We start from the raw sequence: 18,343 nt of genomic DNA, 5'->3' as shown, positions 1-18,343 counted from the left end.
GGCTACCGGAAGGTGTGCCGCCAGGCCCCGGGTCCGTGCGAGACGAACGGCCGCAGCAGCGGCAGGCGGTTTCGCCGGGGTCTGCCCTTGGGCGAGCCGGCCGGCCCGCCGGACTGCAGGGCGGCGACGACGGCTGTCAGGGCGGCGAGCTCTTCGGCATTCGGATTTCCCTTGGCCACGGTCAGCAGCGGTTGCGGTCGCACGACCGCATCGTCGTGCGGCACCGCGGCCGAGTCCGAAGGCTGTGCAGTGTTCATGTCTGACCAGCGGCTCACAGCGGAATGTTCCCGTGTTTCTTGTGCGGCATGGTCGCCCGCTTGTCGCGCAGCGCCCGCAGGCCGCGGACCACTTGGAGGCGGGTGTCGGACGGTGCGATCACGGCGTCGACATAACCGAGCTCGGCAGCTTGGTACGGGTTGAGCAGCTCTTCCTCGTACTGTGAAATGATCTCCTGCCGGCGGGCCTCGACGTCGCCGCCTTCGGCAGCCACGGCCGCCAGGTCGCGGCGGTACAGGATGTTGACCGCGCCCTGGGCGCCCATCACGCCGATCTGGGCCGTGGGCCAGGCGAGGTTCAGGTCGGCACCGAGCTTCTTGGAGCCCATCACGATGTAGGCACCGCCGTAGGCCTTGCGGGTGATGACCGTCAGCTTCGGCACCGTGGCCTCGGCGTACGCATAGAGCAGTTTGGCTCCGCGGCGGATGATGCCGTTGAACTCCTGGTCCTTGCCCGGCAGGAAGCCGGGCACGTCCACCAGGGTGAGGATGGGGATGTTGAAGGCGTCGCAGTGACGGACGAAGCGGGCGGCCTTTTCGGAGGCGTTGATGTCCAGGGTGCCGGCGAACTGCATGGGCTGGTTGGCGACGACGCCGACGGTGTGCCCCTCGACGCGGCCGTAACCGATGATCACGTTCGGCGCATACAGCGACTGCATTTCCAGGAAGTTGCCGTCGTCGACGACGTGCTCGATCACGGTCCGCATGTCGTACGGCTGGTTGGCCGAATCCGGAATCAGTTCGTCAAGGGCCAGGTCGTCGGCGGTGATTTCGAGTTCCTCCTCGAAGTCCAGCGGAGGAGCCTCGGCCAGGTTGTTCGAGGGGAGGAACTCGAGCAGCTCGCGGACAAATTCGACAGCGTCCGACTCATCGGCGGCCAGATAGGTGGCGGTGCCCGTCGTGGCGTTGTGCTGGCGCGCTCCGCCCAGCGTCTCCATGTCCACTTCTTCGCCGGTGACCGTCTTGATGACGTCCGGTCCGGTGATGAACATGTGGCTGGTCTTGTCGACCATCACCACGAAGTCCGTCAGGGCGGGGGAGTAGGCGGCCCCGCCGGCGCACGGACCCATGATCAGCGAGATCTGGGGCACCACGCCGGAGGCGGCAACGTTGTTGCGGAAGATGTCAGCGAACATCGCCAGCGATGCCACACCCTCCTGGATGCGCGCCCCGCCGCCGTCGTTAATGCCGATAACGGGGCATCCGTTGCGCAGGGCGAATTCCTGCACCTTCACGATTTTCTCGCCGTTGACTTGGGACAGCGAGCCGCCGTAGACGGAGAAGTCCTGGCTGTACAACGTGACCAGGCGCCCGTCGACGGTGCCGTAACCGGAGACGACGCCGTCGCCGAGCGGCTTCTTTTTCTCCATGCCAAAGGCCGTCGACCGGTGCGTGGCAAAGGCGTCGAACTCGACGAAGGAGCCTTCGTCCACCAGCATTTCGATCCGTTCCCGAGCGGTGTTCTTGCCGCGGGCATGCTGCTTCTCGATCGCCTCGGCGCCGGAAGGCTGCATGGACTGCGCCTGGCGGCGGCGGAAGTCCGCAATCTTGCCTGCAGTGGTCTGCAGATCAAGGTCTTGATCGAGGCTCATGGATTCTCCGGATTCTGCCGAGGGTGTCGGATGCCGGCGCTCTGCAGGCTGTTTAAGTAGGTTTCGCACAAAACAGCAGGGCACAGGCACGCCGCTGAACCAAGTCTAGTGAGCATCGGCGTTGCGCCCGCTGTAGGAACCCTACAATTTCGCCGCAACTGCTTTTGCCCGATCGAGGCCGACGACGGCGGCCCGGCGGCAGCCCCTCGGCGGCCCGCGGTCAGTAGGATGGGATACATGAGCCCGAGTTTCTCCGACGTTGACCGACCGGCCCTGGATTTCGACGGCCTCAGCGACGCCCTCTGCGCACCCTTGGGCCCGTACCGGAGGCTCGAACTGGTGGAATCCACGGGCTCCACCAATAGCGACCTGGCGGCCAAGGCGGTCGCCGACAAGGTGGGCTGGTCGGACCTGAGCGTCCTGGCCGCAGAGGTGCAAACCGCAGGCCGCGGCCGGCTGGAACGGCAATGGAGCGCCCCGGCGCGCTCGTCGGTGATCGTGAGCATCCTGCTGCGCCCCTTCAACCACGCCGGCCGGCCCGTGCCGACCCAGAGCTACTCCTGGTTCTCACTGCTGGCGGCCGCCGCGCTGGCAGAGGCGCTCGGCGAGTACGCGCAGCTCAAGGCCGAGGTCAAATGGCCCAACGACGTCCTGGTCTCCGGACGAAAGATCGCCGGCATCCTGGCCCAAATCGTCAGCTACCCCGACGGCTCGCCCCCCGCCGTCGTTCTCGGCACCGGCCTCAACGTGACGCTCTCCAGGGATGAGCTGCCCGTTCCCACGGCCACCAGCGTCGCGCTGGAAAAGGGCCGGACGACCGACCGGAATATCCTGTTGATGTCCTATCTGCGGGTGTTCTCTCAGCGCTACCGGCAGTTCTGCGATGTCAGCGGCGACCCCGCGGCCGAATGGGACGACGGATCCAGCCTGATCGGGCGCATGCGCGACGTCATGGTCACGCTGGGACAGCAGGTGCGCGCCGAGCTTCCTGACGGGAAGCAGATCATCGGCGAGGCCTTCGGCCTGGACGCTTACGGCGCCGTGAAAATCCGGGATGCGGAGGGCACGGAGCACGTCGTGACAGCCGGCGACGTCGTGCACCTCCGGCCGCACGAAGGTCCCTGAGTTGCTCCATACGCCCTGCTGCGTCCGGGAGCCGCGTTGCGGTTGAATCTGGATCCGGGGGAGCGCGTGATCGTGGCGACACGGCCGCAGGCCCGGAAGCTTTCCTGGCCGGTGGTGGCAGCGCTGCTTGTGCTTGGCGCCGGCTCCTACGTGCTGGGCAACCTCAGCCGCCCCAGCCCGCCGGACTGGGTGGTCGAGTGGCGCCCGTTGCTGCTCGCCGGACTGGCGGTGACGGTGGCGGCGCTGCTGTCACGGCTGTTCCTGTTGCCGCTGCTGCGCTGGATGAGTACGCGGTATCTGCTGAGCAGCAGGCGGCTCATCATCCGCCAGGGCGTCGGGCGGCGGCATGAACGCCAGTTGCTGCTGGTGGCAATTGCCGAAGTCCACAGCGAACAGTCCATCATCCAGCGCACACTGCGAAGCGGCAATCTCACGATCGACCTGGGGCACGGGCGCACCAGCAGGCTGGTTGACGTACCGGAGGTTCACCGGTTCAGATCGTTGGTGGTGGAGGCCATTGAGGAGCTGCCACGCACCGCCATGTTTGATGGTGTAGACATGGAAACGGAAAACGAGTGGAACAGCTGGGACAGCTGACAGGGAGGAAAGCACAGGATGGACATCAGCAGCGGACAGGATGAACCGCGCCGGGCACCGGTCCCGCGTGATCCCGAGCTGCCCCACCTGCTGCGCCGCGAAGTCCCGCCGCCGGCCGCGGACGAACCGGACGAAGAGCTGGAGGAAACCCGCCCGGAGGATCCGGAACCTGTGTTGGAGGCCGAGCCGGCACCGGAAGGGCTGCGGGCCGCCGGAGGCCACCCGGCCGGGGAGCCCGAGCCGCTGACGTTGTCCATGCCGCGCGTGCCGTTGCCCGCCCAGTCAGCACCCGCCGCCGAGTCCAACGGGAAAGTGGACCGGCAAGCGATCAAGGATCTCGAGATCCGGTTGCTGGGCTCCGAACGGACCATGAAGCGCCGTGAAGTGGCCGCCGGTGCAGGAGTCTCGCTCTTGTCGGCCCGCAAGATCTGGCGGGCTTTGGGGTTCGCCAACCTCGGGGACGAGGACCTCGCCTTCACCCAGGCCGACCTGGATGCCTTGACCACCATCATCGATCTGGTCCGCGAGGAGCGGCTGACCGAAGAAGCGGCCATTTCGATCACCCGGTCCGTCGGCCAGATGACGGACCGCATGGTGGTCTGGCAGGTGGAGGCGTTGGTGGAGGAAATGGTGCACCAGCGGGGGCTCACCGATGCCCAGGCTCGCCAGCGGTTGGTCCATGAGCTGCCGAACCTGATCGATTCCCTGGAAAAGCTGTTGCTCTACTCCTACCGCCGACAGCTCAACGCCGGGGTCGCCCGCCTGACCGTGCGGGCCGAGGCCTCCCTGGGGGCCGGCGCCGGGGCAGGTAGCGACGTCGATTCGCTGCCCCTGTTGCGGGCCGTGGGTTTCGCGGACCTGGTTTCCTATACGAGCCTGTCCCGCCAGATGAACGAGAAGACCCTCGCCCAACTGGTCCAGCGGTTCGAAAACCGTTGTGCCGAGATTATCTCCGTGGGCGGCGGGCGCTTGGTGAAGACGATCGGCGATGAAGTCCTCTACATCGCGTCCTCGCCGCAGGCCGGGGCTGAAATCTCCCTGGCGTTGGCGAAGGCCATCGGTGACGACGACCTGCTGCCGTCGGCGCGGGTCGCCATGGTCTGGGGCCGGGTCCTTTCCCGGCTCGGCGACATCTACGGCCCCACGGTCAATCTCGCCGCCCGGTTGACCACGCTCGCGGAGCCCGGCACCGTGCTGGTCGATGCGTCCACCGCGTCCACGCTCGCCGGGGATGAGAGGTTCGTGTTGATACCGCAGAAGGTGCGCACCGTCCGCGGATTCGGCGAGGTCAACCCGGTCACAGTTGCCCACGGCACCGGCCAAGGGCTGGTCGTCGACTAGGTTCGGATCGCCGCTGCCGTCGTCGTTCCCGAGACTTCGCCCGGCAGGGGAGCGCTCCCCATGCCCTCGGGTTTACGCTCAGTGGTTATACGTGCAATAGTCGGTAAGGGCCCTTGGTGCACCAAGGCCCTCTTTGGGTGCCTTGCCGGCGTGTTGTCGCGGAATTCCGCGAAGCGCCGACGGGGAATCGGCGCGGGATCACAAAGGAATCAGGGCATTGCGGGGAAGAATGTTCGGGCGGACGCGGCGGCGCAAGACGCTGGCATCGACGACTACCTTCTCTGTGGCGACGGCGCTGGTGGTCGGCGGTGCCATCTACTACCAGGGTTTCCCCACCGCTGACGTGGACCTGAACGACGGCGGGGTGTGGGTCACCAACAACAGCCAGGGGATGGTCGGCCACCTCAACTACCAGTCCCAGGTGCTCGACGGCGGCTTCAGGGCCAACAGCGACGGCTTCGACGTCATGCAGAACGCCGGCACGGTGTTCATGGAGAACCAGGACCAGTCGATGCTCAGCCCGGTGGACGTGGCGCAGATGGAGCGCGGGTCGGAGCAGCAGTTGCCCGGCACCGCCGACGTGGCCTTCGGCAACACGCTGCTGTCCATCACCGACACCGTCAAGGGCCAGGTTTGGATCAGCCCGGCGGACGAGCTGGGGTCGTTCAATGAGGAAACGGCCGAGCCGCTGCTCACCGATGCCAAGGGCAGCGTGGCCACGGTATCGAAGCAGGACACCATCTTCGTCGCCGATCCGGATGCCGGCGAGGTGGCCCGCTTCGAAGTCAACGATGAAGGCGTGGCCGAACGCACCGGCGGGCACCGGGTGGAGTCGCTGGCAAAAGCCGGGGATCTCCAGATAGCCGCCGTGGGGGAAGAAGCGGTGGTCTTCGACGCCGACTCGGGCCTGCTGGTTCTCCCCGGCGGCCGCGAGGTCACCGTGCCGGACGCCCGCGGCGGGGCGCTGCAGCTCAGCGGAGACAAGAGCCCGTTCGTGGCGCTGGCGACCGAATCGGCCCTGATCAAGCAGCCGCTGAATGGATCCGACGCGGACGTCGTGCCGCTGGACGGCACCGGAACACCGGCCGCGCCGGTCCAGCTCGCGGGTTGCCTGCACGCGGCCTGGGCCGGCGTCAACCACTACCTGCGGGACTGCGGCGACGACGCCGATGATCTCGCGCAGCCGATCCAGGGCATCGGGTCGAACGCGTCGCTCGTCTTCCGGGTGAACCGGGACATTGTGGTCCTCAATGATGTGAACGCCGGAAACGTGTGGCTGGTGCTCGAAAACATGCAGCTGGTGGACAACTGGAGCGACCTGATCCCGCCGGAGCAGGAGAACGAAGAGGACGAAGAGGACTCGGCGGACGAGAACCCGGTCAACACGCTGCCCGACCGCACCGAGGAAAACCAGCCGCCGGTCGCCCAGGACGACACCTTCGGCGTCCGTGCCGGCCGCACCACCACGCTGACCATCCTGGATAACGACTCCGATCCCGACGGCGACGTGCTCACCGCCCGCCTGACCGGCGACGGCCCGGGCATCGGCGAGGTGCAGGGCATCTATGACAGCACCGGACTGCAGATCGTGGTCAACGGGGATGCTGCACCCGGCCGGCACACCTTCAACTACGAGGTGGACGACGGCCGGGGCGGTACGGACACGGCGCGGGTAGCGATTGACGTGCGCGCGGAGGGCAGCAACCTGCCGCCGGAACCGAAGCGGAAGACCACCATCCTGGTGGAACAGGGCCGCGAGATCAGCCAGAACATCCTCAGCGACTGGATCGATCCGGACGGGGACGACTTGTTCCTGTTCGGCGCCGACAACACCGCCGACGGCGACCTCGTGCGGACCCGGCCCGACGGGCTGCTGACCTTCCAGGACGTCGGGAAGACGTTCGGCAAAAAGGACGTCACGGTGCGGGTGTCCGATGGTTCCGAAACCACCGAGGACGTGGTGGTGTTCGACGTCCGCCCGCCCGGCGCGCTGCCGCCGCTGGCCAACGCCGACCATTTTTCCGCGACCGTGGGCCAGGAAATCCAGATCGCGCCGCTGAAAAACGATCAGGACCCGAACGGCGGGGAACTCCGGCTGGCCAAGACCGGCTCCGCGGCCAACACCTCGATCGTGCCCGACTACGACGCGGGCACGGTTAAGTTCACGGCCGATGCCGCCGGCGCCCACTACTTCACCTACCTCGTCACAAATGGGCCCTCCAGCACCACCGGCCTGATCCGCATCGATGCCACCGAAGACGACGGCGGCGGCGCGCCGGTGGCCGTGCGGGACGTTGCGCTGCTGCCGGAGAACGGGCAGGTGCTGGTGGATGTGCTGGCCAATGACACCGACCCCGCCGGCGGGGTCCTGGTCGTTACCTCGGTGGACGCGGACGGTGCGCCCGTCGCCGTCGAGGTGCTGGACCACAACATCCTGCGCCTCTCCGACGTGAAGGGGCTGCACCAGCAGACCACCATCCGATACACCGTGTCGAACGGCTTCGCCTCTGCCACGGGCGAGGTCAGCGTGATCTCCGTGGCCGGCCAGGACAAGCCGCTGCCGCCGCAGGCCGAGGCCGATACGGCCACCGTGCGGGTCGGCGACGTCGTGACGGTGGAGGTGCTGGCGAATGACACTCATCCGAACGGCGACACGCTGGAGCTGGTGGATGAGCTCGCCGAGGCCCCGGACCCTGCCGACGGCCGCATCTTCACGGCCGAGAACACCGTGCGCTTCATCGCCGGGCAGCAGGCCAAGACGGTCTATGCGGTCTACGAGGTGACTGACACGACGGGACAGAGGGATTCGGCCCAGCTGAGGATCAACATCCTCCCGCGCGACGACGAGTCCAACTCCCAGCCCGCCCCCAAGAACCAGGAGGCCCGCGCCATCGCGGGGTTGACGGTTCGTATTCCCATCCCGCTGAACGGGATCGATCCCGACGGCGACTCGGTATACCTGACGGGCATAGACAAGGCTCCCGCCCAGGGTGCGGCCGTCGCCGGGCCCAACTACATCGACTACACGGCATCGGCGCAGGGCGCGGGAACCGACACTTTCACCTACCAGGTCAGGGACCGGCTGGACGCCGTCAATACGGCCACGGTCCGGGTGGGCATTGCCCCCGCGCCGGAGAGCAACCAGAACCCGGTGGCGATCGACGACGGGATCGAGATCCGGCCGGGCCGGACGGTGGCGGTCGACGTGCTCAAGAACGATTCGGATCCGGACGGCGACGCGCTCCTGCTGGACCCCGACAAAATCGTCGGAACGCCCGAGTCGATTGCGGCCAAGGCCGAAGACGGGCGCGCCTATCTGACGACTCCGGCCGAGGAAGGCACGGTCAACGCCCGGTACACCGTGGGCGACGACCGCGGCGGCTCCGCCGTCGGGACCGTGACGGTCCAGGTGAGCGGGGACGCCCCGCTGCAGGCGCCGCTGGCCCGTGATGATCGGGTGGAATCGGCCGACATCAAGGGGCGCACCGCCGTCGACGTGCCGGTGCTGGAGAACGACGAGGACCCGGACGGCGTGGCCAAGGAGCTGGACGTCCTGGTCGATGGTGACTATCCGACCGCCCGGGCGGTCGCCGACGGCCAGGTCAACGTGGAGCTGACCGACGCGGTCCAGCTGATTCCCTACACCGTCCGGGACGTGGACGGGCTGCAGGCCACTGCGGTCATCTGGGTTCCGCCGCTGGGCGAGCAGTATCCGGTGCTGCGCGACAACACCCCGCTGGACGTGACGGCCGGCGAGGAACTGCAGCTGGACCTGACCGAACTGGTGGAAGTCCGGCCCGGCCGCACCCCGCGGATCACGGTGGCGGAGAACATCCGCGCGATCGGCACCAGCGACGACGAATGGATGGCCGACGCGAGCACGCTCAGCTACAAGGCGGACCGCGACTACGCCGGCCGCGGCTCCATCACGTTCGAGGTGACCGACGGGTCGGGCCCCGACGACCCCGAGGGGCTCAAGTCCACGCTCACCATCATGACCAAGGTGATCCCGGCCGCCGACCGGAACTTCCCGCCCGAACTGACCACCGGAACGCTCGACGTGGCCAAGGGCGAAGACGCCGTCAGCTACGACCTGCGCCCGCTGGCCAGCGACCCGAACCCGGAGGACCTGGAGAAGCTGCAGTTCGCCGTCGAAGGCGGGACGCCGGAAGGATTCGACGTCAGCCTGGAGGGCAGCGTGCTGCGTGTGGCGGCGGATGCCGCGCTGCAGACCGGCGCCACCGGCGTGGTCAACTTCTCCGTTACCGACGGCCGCTCCGATAAGGTGACCAGCCGGGTGAGTGTGCGGGCGACCGCCTCCACCCGCCCACTACCGGTCGCCAACGACGACGAGGTGCCGGACGCCGTGCAGGGCGAAGCGCTGCCGGTAGACGTGCTCGCCAACGACGTGAACCCGTTCCCGGAAACACCGCTGACGATCGTCAGCGCCGTGGCCGGCAACGGGGGCACCGCGGAGATCGACGGGGAGCGGATCATCGTGACGCCCGGCGCGGACTTCTCCGGCACCATGACCGTCGCATACACGGTGGAGGACAAGACCCGCGAGGGGAGCCGGCAGGCTACGGCGAACGTTTCGCTCGTCGTCAAGGGCCGGCCGGAGACGCCCGGCACGCCGCTGGTGGACTCGGTCCGCAACCAGACCGTGGTGCTGTCCTGGACGGCGCCCGGCGACAACGGCGCGCCGATCACCGGCTACACCGTGAACGCAGTAGGCGGGGGATTCAGCCAGCAGTGCGCGACCACTACCTGCACCCTGACCGGCTTGCAGAACGACGTCGAATACACCTTCACCGTGACGGCGGAGAACGCCGTGGGCACGTCCGATCCGTCGGCTGAGTCGGCGGTGGCCCGGCCGGATGTCCGGCCGGCAACCCCGGCCGCTCCGCAGTTGAAGTTCGGCGACAAGTCACTGGACGTCAGCTGGACCGCACCGGCCAACGAAGGCTCGGCTATCGAGAGCTACACCCTGGAGATTTCGCCGGCCCCGCCGAGCGGCCCGCTGCAGAAGAGCGGCCTGACCGGCACCAGCTACAGGTGGGAGGGGCTGGAAAACGGCCAGGCGTATGAGGTCCGGGTGCAGGCGCACAACCGCGCCCCGGAACCGAGCGACTTCAGCGCCTACTCCGCCGCAGAGGTGCCGGCCGGTCCGCCGGCTGCTCCCACCGCTCCTGCCACCGAACGGGTGAAGTCCGTGGGGGACCAGAGCCAGCTGAAGGTGAGCTGGGCCGCGCCGTCCAACAACGGCGGCGAGATTCTCGACTACACCGTGCGCGAATACCAGGGCGGAGGGCTGACCCGGACCTTCCCGGCGGTGAATGCCACGTCGCAGACCGTGACGGCACCGAACTCGGAGACCGCCTACACCTACACCGTCACGGCCCGGAACAAGGCCGGGTCGGGCGAGGCCAGCCCGCAGTCGAACGCGCGGCGGGCGGTGGGCGCTCCCGATGCCCCGACCGGCGCCTCGCTGAGCGAAGCCCAGACCGGCGGGGCCGGACGCGCGGTCACGGTGTCCTTCAACGAACTGACCGCCGCGCAGCGCAACGGCGCCCAGTCCGGCGAAGTCAGCTACCGGGCCACCTTCAGTGACGGCCGGACCATGGCCATCACGAACGGGCAGCAGGTGGGAGGCTTCACAAACGGCAAGGCCGTGAACGTGCGCATCACCTCCGTGGCCAACAGTGACGGCGCGAGCTACTCCAGTGCGCCGAGCGCCGCGTCCAACAACGCGACTCCGTATGGAGCCCCCGGGAAGCCCAGTGTCTCCGGACAGGACGGCGCCAGGGAACAGCAGTCCGTGACGTTCAACTGGAGCGCACCGGCGGCGAACAGCCACGACGTGGCCCAAATCCGGATCCGGATCGACGGGGGCGCTTGGCGGGACGTGGCCAACTCCGGAAGCGAGACGGTAGACACCCGCGCGTACAACAAGCGCGTGACGTTCGAAGCGCAGTCGATCAATTCCCGCGGCACGGCCGGTGCGGTAGCGTCCGCTTCGGCGAGCTCCGGCGACGCCCCGCCGCCACCGCCGCCGCCGAAAACGAGCTGGGATGTTATCGTCGGCGGCAACGAAACCAAGTTACAGTCTGGGTGGCGTACCTGCATGGAGTACATCGGGAGTCTCGGCGCCAACTTCAGCAACGGGGAATGTGCCGGTAACCACTGGGCTAATCTCGAGCGAAAGCACACCACCATCACCGTCGCGTGCTACATCACATCGTCCGATGGCTACTGGTACCGGCAGTCGTATTCCAACCCGTCGTATACCCATAACAACGGATTGGTGGTCAAGGGCATCCACGTGCGGGAGTCAGGCGTCGCCGGACACCTCGGAAGCCGGCTGCCTTCGGGCATGAACACAGATGATGACAAGTGCTGATCGGAGCGCCGTCGTGGAACGACAGCAGGTCGGGATTCGGGACCACGGCTGTCGGTTCCTAAACTAGCAAAGGCTTTTGACACTGATGCAACACGAAGAGAAACCGGGAACAGCATGACGATGACTTCCGAGCAGGCCGAGTGGTTCGCCGAGACGTTCGGGAAGCTGGCCGCCAACGTTGGCCAAGCGGTGCTTGGTAAGAACCAGGTGGTGCGGTTGGTGCTCACGGCCATGTTGGCCGAGGGCCACGTGCTGCTGGAGGACGCCCCGGGAACCGGCAAGACCATGCTGGCCCGGTCGCTGGCGGCCACCGTGCAGGGCTCGAACTCGCGCATCCAGTTCACGCCGGACCTGCTGCCCTCGGACGTCACCGGCATCACGATCTACGACCAGAAGACGCAGAAGTTCGAGTTCCACAAGGGCCCGATCTTCGCCACCGTGGTGCTGGCGGACGAGATCAACCGTGCCTCGCCGAAGACGCAGTCGGCGCTGCTGGAAGTCATGGAGGAAGGCCGGGTGACGGTCGACGGCGTGACCTATGACGCCGGGCGCCCCTTCATGGTGATCGCCACGCAGAACCCGATCGAGCAAGCCGGTACGTACCGCCTCCCGGAAGCCCAGCTGGACCGCTTCCTGATCAAGACGTCGATCGGCTACCCGGACCGCGCGTCGACCGTGGAGCTGCTGGGCGGAGCCAGCACCCGCGACCGGTCGGCCGCCCTGACGCCGATCATCACCCCGCAGGCCGTCAGGGACATGGCGGACCTCGGGGCCAGCAACCACGTGGACCTGTCGGTGCTCGAATACGTCTCGGCCCTGTGTGAGGAAACCCGCAACGCGGCCGAGTCGCGCCTCGGCGTGAGCGTACGCGGCGCCTTGGCCATGGTCCGCGCGGCCAAGGTCTGGGCCGCGTCCCAGGGCCGCAACTTCGTGTTGCCGGACGACATCAAGGAACTGGCTCCCGTGGTCTGGAACCACCGGTTCGTGATGGACCCCGAGGCGGAGTTCGCCGGTGCTACCCCGGAGGCCGTGATGTCGCGCGTGCTGGCCGACGTGCCGGCGCCCCAGCAGCGGGTGACGGTCTAGCGCCGTGCCGAAGGAACTCTTCCGGCCGAAAGCGGCTGCATGACCGAGACCACGACGAAGCAGGCCACGGAGCAAACGAACCGGCTCGGTGGCCTCAGTGAAACGATTCGGCGGGTGGCTCCGGACAAAGGCAGCAAGCTGCATCCGGCCTCGCTGGCCGCCCAGGCTGGTTCGCTGGCCGGGCAGTACGTGGGGCCGGGCTGGCGGCGGGTACGGGGTGCCGCGGAGCGCTACCTGCGGCCTGTGCTGGATACCGTGAGCCCGCTTGGCTGGGTGGTGGCCGGCGGCACGGTCCTGCTGTTGGTGCCCGGGATCGCCTTCGGCTGGCAGGAGGCCAAGATCGCGGCGCTGACGGGACTGTTCCTGCTGGCGCTGGCCATAGGTTTTGTGTTGGGCCGTTCCTCGTACGGCGTGGAACTGGACCTGGCACGCACCCGGGTCGCCGTCGGTGACCAGGCCGTGGGGAGCGTAGCGGTGACGAACACCGCGGACAAACCCCTGCTGCCGGCCGCGCTGGAACTGCCGGTCGGGGCGGCCACGGCCGTGTTCCAGCTGCCCCGCATGACGGCCGGCGAAGTGCACGAGGACCTGTTCACCATCCCCACGCAGCGCCGCGCCGTCATCGTGGTGGGGCCGGTCCGTTCGGTGCGCCAGGATCCACTGGGCCTGCTGCGCCGGCAGATGATGTGGACGGAACCGACCGACCTGTTCGTCCATCCCCGCACCACTGCGCTGGGCAGCTCGGCCGCCGGCTTCATCCGCGACCTCGAGGGACTGCCCACCAAGGAACTGGCCAGCGCCGACGTCTCCTTCCACGCGCTGCGCGATTACGTCCCCGGCGACGACCGCCGCTACATCCACTGGAAGACCACGGCGCGCACCAACTCGCTGATGGTGCGCCAGTTCGAGGAGACCCGCCGCGCGCATCTCGCCGTCGCGGTCTCCACGAACACGGAGGAATACGGCTCGGAGGAAGACTTCGAACTGGCTGTCTCCGTGGGCGCATCGATCGGGCTGCAGGCCCTCCGCGAGCAGCGCAACCTGAGCGTCCTGACCCAGCGGGGCCCGCTGCGCAGCGAAACCGGCCGCATCCTGCTGGATGAAATGACCCGGATCGAAGGCACACCGCAGCGCTCCAGCGCGGTGGAACTGGCCCGCGGTACGGCCGATGCGGTGCCGAATGCCTCCGTCATGTTCCTGATCGTCGGCGATCACGTGTCGGCCACTCAGCTGCGCCAGGCATCATCGGCCGTGCCGGCCGGCATCCGTGCCTTCGCCATCCGCTGCGGCGGCGGTCTCCAAGTCGCCCGGGCGACCATCGGCGACCTGTCCGTGCTGTCACTGTCCAGCCTGGACGACCTGGCCATCGTGTTGCGGAAGGCCGCTGCATGAGCAGCGCCAAAGCTCCGCTTCCGGAGCAACAACCCGGCCGGGTCCGCCGCCGTGCCGCCGAAGCAAAGAACGACGCCGGCCCTACCGCCCCGCGGAAGCGGCGCGTGCCGGCTGCGGGTGGACTGGCGGCCTGGCTGCCGCGGCCCGCACGACAGGTGGCACTCGATGCGGCTGTCCTGGTGGTGCTGCTGGGACTGGGGCTGGCCGGATTCCACCACGTTTTCGGCGGCAACGGCCGCTACCTGACCGCAGGCTTCGGCGGTATCGCCGTCGGGCTCCTGCTCTCCCTGGTCGGCGCCCGCTACCGGATGGGTCTGTTGTCCATGGCCACCGCCGGGCTGGGGGCCTACCTGCTGCTCGGCAGCACCTTCGCCGCGCCCACCGAAGCCATCGGGGGCGTCCTGCCGTCGCCGGACTCGCTGCGCACCGTGCTGACCGGCTTTGTGTTCGCGTGGAAGGACATCCTCACCGTCGCCCCGCCGGTAGGGATCTCCGGCGGAATGCTGGTGGTGCCGTTCCTGGGCGCCCTGGCCGCCGCCCTGCTGGCCGGCACGTTGGCGTGGCGCCTCCGCGGGCCGTACTGGCCGCTGCTGCCGGTACTGGGGTTCTTCCTGCTGGGCATCGCGTTCGGCACCGACGTCCCGGCGCTGCCGGTGCTGCGGGGCGTGCTGTTGGTGGCGGTGTCCGCCGCCTGGCTGGCCTGGCACCGCCACTTGGCCCGCGGGGATGCCGCTGCCGGCGTGGCTACCCCGGCACTGGCCGACCCCGCCGCACACCGGGCCGGGCTGCGGCGCAGGCTCGGCCTGGGCGCCGGAATGCTGGCGGCAGCGGTGGCGCTTACGGCGCTGGCCGGCCCGGCACTCACGGCGCGCGGCGATCGCGAGGTGCTGCGCGACGTCGTCGTTCCCCCGGTCAATCTCTACGACTATCCGAGCCCGCTGATGGATTTCCGGAGCTACGTGAAGGACCAGGCCGAGGAGACGCTCTTCACCGTCGCCGGGCTGCCCGAGGGCCAGCGGGTGCGGTTGGCCGCGCTGGATACCTTCGACGGCACGGTCTACAACGTCAACCCCGAAAGCGGGGGCAATTTCACGCCCGTGGGCGACGCCGGCTCGCTCGGTCCGGCGTCCGGCGGCACCGCGCGGCTCGACATCCGGATCGGGGACTACCGCGGCGTCTGGCTTCCCGCGGGCGGGCACATCGACGGCATGGCGTTCGAGGGGGAGCGGGCGACGGAGCTGGGCGGCTCGCTGTTCTACAACGACGACTCGAAGACAGCGCTGACCACGCGGTACCTGGTGGCCGGAGACAGCTACTCGGTGGAGACCACGTTCCCCGGCCGGCTGGATGACGCCCAGCTGGCACAGTATGACTTCGCCTCCGTCCGCCTGCCGAAACCGGCCAGGGTGCCGGACATCGTCGCGGCCAAGGCGAACGAGTTTGTGGGCGAAGCGACGGTGCCGATCGAACAGGTGCGCCAACTGGAACGGAACCTGCACGAGAACGGCTTCTTCAGCAACGGCAAGGAAGACGAAGCGCGCAGCCTGTCCGGCCACCACGCGGGGCGGATGATCCAGCTCCTCGATGCAGAGCAGATGATTGGCGACGACGAGCAGTACGCGGTGGCGATGGCGTTGATGGCCCGGCACCTGGGCATCCCGGCCCGGGTGGTGATGGGGTTCTACCCGGATCCGAAGGAAGGCCATTCCGCCGGGGAAGCAGTTCAGATCAAGGGCGAAGACGTGCACGCCTGGGTGGAGGTGGCGTTCGAACATGCCGGCTGGGTCGCCTTTGACCCGACTCCGGACGAGGACAACGAGCCGACTCCGCCGCAGCAGGAACCGAAGTCGACGCCCAAGCCGCAGGTCCTGCAGCCGCCGCCTCCGCCGCAGGAACCGGCCGAGCTCCCGCCGGACACCGCCCCGGAGCCGCAGGACGCCGAGCAGCAGGAGAAGTCGTTCTGGGAACTGTGGGGCTGGCTCTTCGCGGCCGTGGGCATGGCGGCCGTCCCGCTGGCGGTATTTGTGCTGCCGCTGTTGCTGATCGCCTGGCTGAAGCTGCGCCGGCGCAAGCGGCGGGCCAGCGAAGGCCTGCCGAGCCACCGCGTGGGCGGCGGCTGGCGCGAGGTGATGTCGCTGGCCACCGATATGGGAGCGAGAGCCCCCGCGAACGCCACCCGGCGCGAACATGCCGCCATGCTGGCGGGGCAGTTCCCAACCACGGCGCACGGCACCACGCTGCTGGCACACCGGGCCGACGCGGCCATCTTCGGGGCGGCCGAGCCGACGGAGGTCCAGGTGCAGCAGTACTGGGACCAGGTGGATGACTCGCTGGCCAAGATGAAGGACTCGCTGGGTTTCTGGCAGCGGCAGCGGGCCAAGTACACACCGCGCTCGCTGGTTGCGGACGCCAAGAGGCGGCTGGCGCAGCGGCGGACAACGGCCGCCACTAGAATCCGTACAGTAGACTCACAGGCCGGACGGCCGGAACAGGGCGGGAGCAGCACGTGGCAGCAAGACTGAATCTGGTCAGCGCCCCGGTCGGCAAACGGCTGGCGGCGTGGCTGATCGACAAGATTCTGCCGGCCGTGCTGATGCTGGCCGCCTACGCTGCCAGCGTGCCGGCGGTGATGGAGGCCGCGGCCTCGGGCAGCGCCTCCGCGGCCGCGGACTCGCTGGGCGGCCTGTTCCTGTGGATCGGGCTGGCGACCGTGCTGTCGCTGGCCTACACCATCTGGCTCTGGGGCTGGGAAGCGACCACCGGCAAGACTCCCGGCAACGTGCTGCTGGGCCTGCGGACCGCGAACGAGGACGGCCACGCGGCCGGCTGGGGAGCCATCTTCCTGCGCGGGCTGATCATCGCCGTCGGCTCACTGGTGTTGGCAGTGGGCGCGGTCGTGGTGGTGGTCTCCAACGTCTGGGACCGCAACCACAAGCGCCAGGGCTGGCACGACAAGGTGGCCAAGACCCTGGTGCTCGACGTGGCACAGGGGCGCGATCCGCTGACCACCGGCGGACTGTACGGGCCGGCGGCTTTTGCGCCGGACGGTACCGACGCCCACGTCGGCTTTGCCGGCGCGGCATCGGAAGGACAAGACCGGCCCGTCACTGAGCCTGCTCCGCAGCCTTCCGCCGTCATCTCCGCGATCCCGGGATTCGGCCCCGCACCGGTAGCACCGGCGCCCACCGTCCCGGCAGCCGGCGCCGTCTCCGCCGCGCCGCCTGCGCCGGCGGCCGTCAGCCAGGGCACCCCGGAGGCACCGCCGTCGTACGTCCCGGCAGCGACGGGCCAGACTGCGGATGCGGTCCGCGACAACCACCCGGACGAAGAATTCGCGGCGACCCGGGTCCGTACGGTGGCCCCGCCGGCGGGGCCCCTCACCATTACCTTCGACGACGGGCGCAACGTGGTACTTGAAACGACAGCCCTGATCGGGCGCAACCCGGCCGCAGGCGCCGGCGAGGAGATCGACCAACTGATCGATTTCGCAGACATGGGACGCTCCGTATCCAAGACGCACGTGCTGCTGCGGGTCGACGGCGGCACCGTCTGGGTGACCGACCGCAACTCCACCAACGGGACCGCGGTGACCGGCGGCGACGGCATCCGCCGCCAGCTGGCCCCCGGGGAAGCGGTGGCTGCCCAACCCGGAGCGACCGTCGAGTTCGGCGACCGCGGCTTTACCATCGGACGCGCATGAGCACGGCGTCGGGAGCGGAGCCCATCCGGCTCAACGTCGGCGCCGGGTCCGACCGCGGGCTGCGGCGGCAGCTGAACGAGGACGCGTACCTGGCCGACGGTACGTTGTTCGCGGTGGCCGACGGCATGGGCGGACACGAGGCCGGCGAAGTGGCCAGCCGCATTTGCGTGGAGACGATGCGGGACTACGTGGCCAGCCACGAACTCGGCGCGCACGAGCTGGAACAGCTGATCGCCCGGGCCGACGCACGGATCAGGGTGGCGGCGGCATCGCGGGCGGGCACGACGGTGTCCGGGGCCGCGCTGGTCTCCGAACGCGGCGTGCCCTACTGGCTGGTGTTCAACGTCGGCGATTCCCGCACTTACCGGCTCAACCACGGCAAACTCGTGCAGGTCAGTGTCGACCACTCCGAGGTGCAGGAACTGCTCGAGGCGGGACAAATCACCGCCCAGGAGGCCCTGGTGCATCCGCGCCGGCACGTCATCACCCGGGCGCTGGGCACCGGCGAAGACAACCAGCCGGATTTTTGGATGGTGCCCGTGGAACCGGGGGACCGGATCATGATCTGCTCCGACGGGCTGACGTCGGAGGTCAGCGACGACCACATCTACAGCATCCTCACCTCGCTGTCCCATCCCCAGGACGCGGTCGATGCGCTGATCCAGGCCGCGCTGCGCTCGGGCGGACGGGACAACATCACCGTGGTTGTCGTTGATGCCGCCGGTCCCGCGGGCCAGGCCGAGGATGCCTCGACCGCGCCGCGGCAGGAGGAGACGACGACGCTGCCCCGGCTGGAAGCTCCCGAACAGGCAACCGCCGTGGGGGATGACTGATG

Annotated in this window: 11 protein-coding genes; 9 read left to right on the top strand and 2 right to left on the bottom strand. The window is 68.6% G+C overall.

The features are described from left to right. Positions 1-2 precede the first annotated feature (2 nt). Complete coding sequence (locus AC5RV3_RS15515; protein WP_494122883.1) at positions 3-275, bottom strand: acyl-CoA carboxylase epsilon subunit; 273 nt, start codon at positions 273-275, stop codon at positions 3-5. Continuing rightward, positions 272-1,867, bottom strand: coding sequence for an acyl-CoA carboxylase subunit beta (locus tag AC5RV3_RS15510; protein ID WP_494122882.1), 1,596 nt, complete (start codon positions 1,865-1,867; stop codon positions 272-274). Before AC5RV3_RS15510 ends, AC5RV3_RS15515 begins: the two co-directional genes overlap by 4 nt. A 237-nt stretch (positions 1,868-2,104) precedes the next feature. Here AC5RV3_RS15510 and AC5RV3_RS15505 point away from each other — a divergent pair, with 237 nt between their 5' ends. The 9 genes from AC5RV3_RS15505 to AC5RV3_RS15465 all read left to right on the top strand — a co-directional run bounded on the left by AC5RV3_RS15505 (position 2,105) and on the right by AC5RV3_RS15465 (position 18,341). Continuing rightward, positions 2,105-2,992 carry a biotin--[acetyl-CoA-carboxylase] ligase gene (locus AC5RV3_RS15505; protein WP_494122881.1) on the top strand — a complete coding sequence of 296 codons (888 nt, stop codon included), beginning with the start codon at positions 2,105-2,107 and terminating at the stop codon, positions 2,990-2,992. Positions 2,993-3,028: 36 nt separating this feature from the next. Further along, on the top strand, positions 3,029-3,589 hold the full coding sequence (locus AC5RV3_RS15500) for a PH domain-containing protein (protein WP_494122880.1): 561 nt from the start codon (positions 3,029-3,031) through the stop codon (positions 3,587-3,589). A gap of 18 nt (positions 3,590-3,607) precedes the next feature. Continuing rightward, a complete protein-coding gene (locus AC5RV3_RS15495; RefSeq protein WP_494122879.1) occupies positions 3,608-4,930 on the top strand; it encodes an adenylate/guanylate cyclase domain-containing protein in 1,323 nt (440 codons plus the stop codon). A gap of 229 nt (positions 4,931-5,159) precedes the next feature. After that, on the top strand, positions 5,160-11,330 hold the full coding sequence (locus AC5RV3_RS15490) for an Ig-like domain-containing protein (protein WP_494122878.1): 6,171 nt from the start codon (positions 5,160-5,162) through the stop codon (positions 11,328-11,330). A 114-nt stretch (positions 11,331-11,444) separates the two neighbouring features. Continuing rightward, positions 11,445-12,416, top strand: coding sequence for an AAA family ATPase (locus tag AC5RV3_RS15485; RefSeq protein ID WP_494122877.1), 972 nt, complete (start codon positions 11,445-11,447; stop codon positions 12,414-12,416). Between the two features lie 39 nt (positions 12,417-12,455). Beyond that, entirely contained in the window at positions 12,456-13,808 is a 1,353-nt protein-coding gene (locus tag AC5RV3_RS15480) for a DUF58 domain-containing protein (protein ID WP_494122876.1), read from the top strand. Then, the gene (locus AC5RV3_RS15475) at positions 13,805-16,330 is read left to right on the top strand and encodes a transglutaminaseTgpA domain-containing protein (RefSeq protein ID WP_494122875.1); all 2,526 of its coding nucleotides are present in this window, start codon (positions 13,805-13,807) and stop codon (positions 16,328-16,330) included. The genes AC5RV3_RS15480 and AC5RV3_RS15475 overlap by 4 nt, the downstream gene beginning before the upstream one ends. Next, complete coding sequence (locus tag AC5RV3_RS15470; protein ID WP_494122874.1) at positions 16,315-17,508, top strand: RDD family protein; 1,194 nt, start codon at positions 16,315-16,317, stop codon at positions 17,506-17,508. The genes AC5RV3_RS15475 and AC5RV3_RS15470 overlap by 16 nt, the downstream gene beginning before the upstream one ends. Continuing rightward, positions 17,505-18,341: a PP2C family protein-serine/threonine phosphatase gene (locus tag AC5RV3_RS15465; protein WP_494122873.1), complete on the top strand. Its 837-nt coding sequence runs from the start codon at positions 17,505-17,507 to the stop codon at positions 18,339-18,341. The genes AC5RV3_RS15470 and AC5RV3_RS15465 overlap by 4 nt, the downstream gene beginning before the upstream one ends. Positions 18,342-18,343 lie beyond the last annotated feature (2 nt).

The sequence above is a fragment of the Arthrobacter sp. Y3221114 genome, from assembly GCF_059092625.1.
The sequence above is the reverse complement of the archived record's forward strand: the minus strand, read 5'-3'. Positions and strand labels throughout refer to the sequence as shown.

Excerpts from the sequence above, each read along its gene's own strand:
- AC5RV3_RS15510 (WP_494122882.1), bottom strand. The coding sequence starts at position 1,867 with ATGAGCCTCGATCAAGACCTTGATCTGCAGACCACTGCAGGCAAGATT.
- AC5RV3_RS15505 (WP_494122881.1), top strand. The coding sequence starts at position 2,105 with ATGAGCCCGAGTTTCTCCGACGTTGACCGACCGGCCCTGGATTTCGAC.
- AC5RV3_RS15495 (WP_494122879.1), top strand. The coding sequence starts at position 3,608 with ATGGACATCAGCAGCGGACAGGATGAACCGCGCCGGGCACCGGTCCCG.
- AC5RV3_RS15490 (WP_494122878.1), top strand. The coding sequence starts at position 5,160 with ATGTTCGGGCGGACGCGGCGGCGCAAGACGCTGGCATCGACGACTACC.
- AC5RV3_RS15485 (WP_494122877.1), top strand. The coding sequence starts at position 11,445 with ATGACGATGACTTCCGAGCAGGCCGAGTGGTTCGCCGAGACGTTCGGG.
- AC5RV3_RS15480 (WP_494122876.1), top strand. The coding sequence starts at position 12,456 with ATGACCGAGACCACGACGAAGCAGGCCACGGAGCAAACGAACCGGCTC.
- AC5RV3_RS15475 (WP_494122875.1), top strand. The coding sequence starts at position 13,805 with ATGAGCAGCGCCAAAGCTCCGCTTCCGGAGCAACAACCCGGCCGGGTC.
- AC5RV3_RS15465 (WP_494122873.1), top strand. The coding sequence starts at position 17,505 with ATGAGCACGGCGTCGGGAGCGGAGCCCATCCGGCTCAACGTCGGCGCC.